Below are 3,371 nucleotides of genomic sequence, written 5' to 3' on the forward strand. Positions count from 1 at the left end.
ATGGCGCTGATGAAACGCAGCCTCAATCCAGCCGATCTGGCTGCCGATCCTGAAAATCAGGTGACGGGATTTCTAGGCGCAGGAGTGCCCCAGGAGGCCTCGGTGTGGTCGAAGGCGGGGTTAACCAGCAAGGTACGCCACGATGCCGCCTACATTGAGCTACCGGATTGCTTACCCTATCAGCTTGTGGTGTTCACGGAAGGTAAGGAACATAGCAATAACGAAGCGATCTTACCGTTCATATCTCACCAGGTTGCCCAAGCCATGCAGGGTCTTTCTCAATCATGACCCAGTATTTTGCCACCGTCGCTCGGGGACTGGAAGACCTCGCTGCTCAGGAACTAGAGTCCCTTGGCGCGCAGCATGTATCAACCACCTTTGCGGGAGTTGGCTTTGAGGGCGATCGCTCCCTTCTCTACCGCGTCAACCTCTGGGCGCGACTGCCTTTTCGTATCTTGATGCAGCTCACTACCTTTTCCTGCGCCAATGATAAGGCTCTCTATCGCGGCATTCAGTCCATTGACTGGTCGCAGTATCTCACCCCAGAGCAAACCTTAGCAGTGCGGGCGACGGGTAAAAATCCCCAGCTTAACCATACCCATTTCTCTGCCCTGCAAGTCAAAAATGCCATCGTCGATCAGCAGCGCCAGACCTTTGGGGAGCGATCGAGTGTGGATTTAGAAAATCCTGACCTAGCGGTGAATATTCATATCCAGGGCAGTCGCTGTACGGTGAGTTTAGACAGTTCCGGGGGCAGTCTGCATCGGCGCGGCTATCGGCCTGCGGTGGGGGCAGCGCCGCTGAAGGAAACCTTAGCGGCGGCTTTAATCCAACTGAGTGACTGGACGCCCGATCTACCGTTTTTGGATCCCCTCTGCGGGTCGGGTACGTTGCCGATTGAGGCGGCGTTGCGGGGGTTGAATATTGCGCCGGGGCTGTTCCGCGATCGCTTTGGCTTTGAATTTTGGCACGATTTCGATGTGGAACTGTGGGATCAGCTACAGCAGGAGGCGGAGGAGCAGGAGTTATCTGATTTGCCGAGTTTTATTGGGGGGAGCGATCGCGATCCTGAAGTTCTAGACCAAGCGCGGCACAATGCCTATAGCTGTGGCTTATCTGAGCAGATCATATTCCAGCAGCGAGAGTTTGCAGATCTGGAAGCTCCGGCGGATAGCGGTGTGCTGATGTGTAATCCACCCTATGGCGATCGCTTGGGACGAGACCAGGATTTGGCGGCGTTCTATAAGCTGATGGGGGATATGTTTAAGCAGCGGTTCAAGGGCTGGACGGCGTTTGTGTTGACGGGGAATTTGGAGCTGGCGAAATGCATTGGCCTGCGCCCCAGCCGTCGGTTTGTGGTGTACAACGGCACTATCGAATGTCGGTTGCTGAAGTATGAGATGTATTGAGGTCAACCTGAGATAAGGGTTGGGCCACAGATCTCCGACTTTTTTGAAAAAGTCGGAGATCTTTCTATCACGTCCAATGATCATGATTGTTTCAAGTGTGCGGACAAGGCGGTAGAAATGGGGTAGAACCAGAGTAGAGCGTTGGTGAAGGGTCGATGATCGAAGGATTAACGTGGGCGGCGGCTCAGGCGATCGCCAAGCTTGCTTTGAACAAGTTTGTGGAAACGGGGGCGGGTAAGCTGGGGGAGAAGTTGTCGGAAACGGTGGCGGGGAAGAGCACGGCGCTGGGGGAGTTGGTGTGGAACCGTCTCCAGGGTAATACAACGGCTGTGAAGGTGTTGGAAGGGGCGATTGAGGAGAAGCCAGAGGATATTCAGAAGTTCAATAATTACCTGAACGTCCTCTTGAAGGATGAGCAGTCCGAATTTGCTCAATCAGTGAAAAAGTTGGTACATGAGATCTACGTTGAACTGAAGCAAATTGAGGACAATAGCGTCCAAGCCCAGAACAATTATGGGGGAACGAACTCGATGCCAAGCGATCGCTTATCTCATGTTTCTGCTCGACTCGATGGATTGTTAGAACAACTGGCGGGGTTGGAAGAGTCGCATGATTTGTCGCCTATGGAGGAACAAACCCGTCTTAAGTTGCGGATCAAAAAACTCAAGGCTGAGATTCGGCCTGTGGAGCAGGAATATTGGCAACTTCTATCGTCGCAGTCAGAAAGCCTATCCATTCCTGAACCTGAGGCAGAGGTAGCAGTTGGGGAGATTGTGGAAACGGTTGCCCAGTTGGAAGCGGCTCCAACGGTCTATTCCGAAGAACTATTGCAATGTCTTCAAGCGATTCGCGATCGCCTCACCCAAAGTGATCCTAAGGCTCCTGCATCGGCGAAGCTCAAGGGGGTTTTATCGACAGTGCCGCCATTTATTGGGGTGGCGTATGAGGGTGAACTTGACCTAGAGGCATTCTTTCAGCAAAACTTTCCAACGTTCCGTCGAGTAATACAGGCCGCCACCCGAAAAAAGTAATGGCCTCTTCGGCTGGGGAGCCCTACCAGCCGTTTTTTCTGAGGCGTCAGGGTATTGATACAGCGCAGTGTCTGGGGCGGGAGTCAGATCTCGCCACCCTTCATGAGCAAGTTGAGGCAGCACCATCAGGTTTGATGCTTGTAGTGGGGATGCCTGGGGTAGGTAAGACGGAGCTGTTGATTCAGTACATGCAACAGCATCGCCAGTTTTACGCTGGTGGTCTTGCGCTATTTTCAGGTGAACGATTTGGCGAGGAGTTACGAGATTGGTTTCAGGTGGAATTTTCCCCAGACCGAGATCTGCGTCACCTCAGAACGCTCAAGCAGCAAGTGGCGCTGGGCTGGAAGGAATGGAGAAGGTTTTGTGCCAAGCGTCCAGCGTTGGTGGTGATCGATGATGTGACGGATTATCGGCAGCAGGTTGAACCCTATTTGCCCCAAGGGTTGGGAGACGATGCTCCATTTCGGATTGTGATCACCAGCCGGATCAAGCCGGGCGGCATTTCCGAGGATCAAGTGAAGGAGCTATGGGTGTTGGCTCCGGAGGCGGCTGTGATCATGTTGAGCAGCCTTGCCGGGAGTGATCGCATCACGGCGGCCCATGCCACGGCGGAAAGCCTCTGCGAACGGCTGGGCTATTTACCGTTGGCTCTTGCCCTGGTGGGAGCTTGGCTTCAGGTAGAACCAGAACGATCGCTTCCAGAGGCGGTTGCCTTGCTGGAGCAGGAAGGCTTGGATGCGCCGGTGCTGGAGCCAGATCGCCACTCGTTGCGGCAGACGGCAGAACGGGGACTCAAGGCAGCATTTGCCATCAGTTGGCAGCAGGCCGGCCAAGACCATGCCGACGGCCAGCAACTTGCCCGCGTGCTCACCCTCTTTGCCCCGGTGACTCTACCTTGGCCTCTAGTGGCTAAGGTGATCCAAACCTACAC

Annotated in this window: 4 protein-coding genes; all 4 read left to right on the top strand. The window is 54.3% G+C overall.

The window, feature by feature from the left end:
- Positions 1–288 (top strand): serine hydrolase (locus tag V6D20_03465; GenBank protein ID HEY9814852.1); only part of this gene is annotated, 288 nt, incomplete at its 5' end.
- The gene (locus tag V6D20_03470) at positions 285–1,409 is read left to right on the top strand and encodes a class I SAM-dependent RNA methyltransferase (GenBank protein ID HEY9814853.1); all 1,125 of its coding nucleotides are present in this window, start codon (positions 285–287) and stop codon (positions 1,407–1,409) included. The genes V6D20_03465 and V6D20_03470, both read left to right, overlap by 4 nt.
- Positions 1,410–1,564: 155 nt before the next feature.
- A complete protein-coding gene (locus tag V6D20_03475; GenBank protein HEY9814854.1) occupies positions 1,565–2,440 on the top strand; it encodes a hypothetical protein in 876 nt (291 codons plus the stop codon).
- A partial coding sequence (locus tag V6D20_03480; GenBank protein HEY9814855.1) for an NB-ARC domain-containing protein occupies positions 2,440–3,371 on the top strand: 932 nt, incomplete at its 3' end. The genes V6D20_03475 and V6D20_03480, both read left to right, overlap by 1 nt.

The organism is Candidatus Obscuribacterales bacterium (genome assembly GCA_036703605.1).
Classification (GTDB): Bacteria; Cyanobacteriota; Cyanobacteriia; order RECH01; family RECH01; genus RECH01.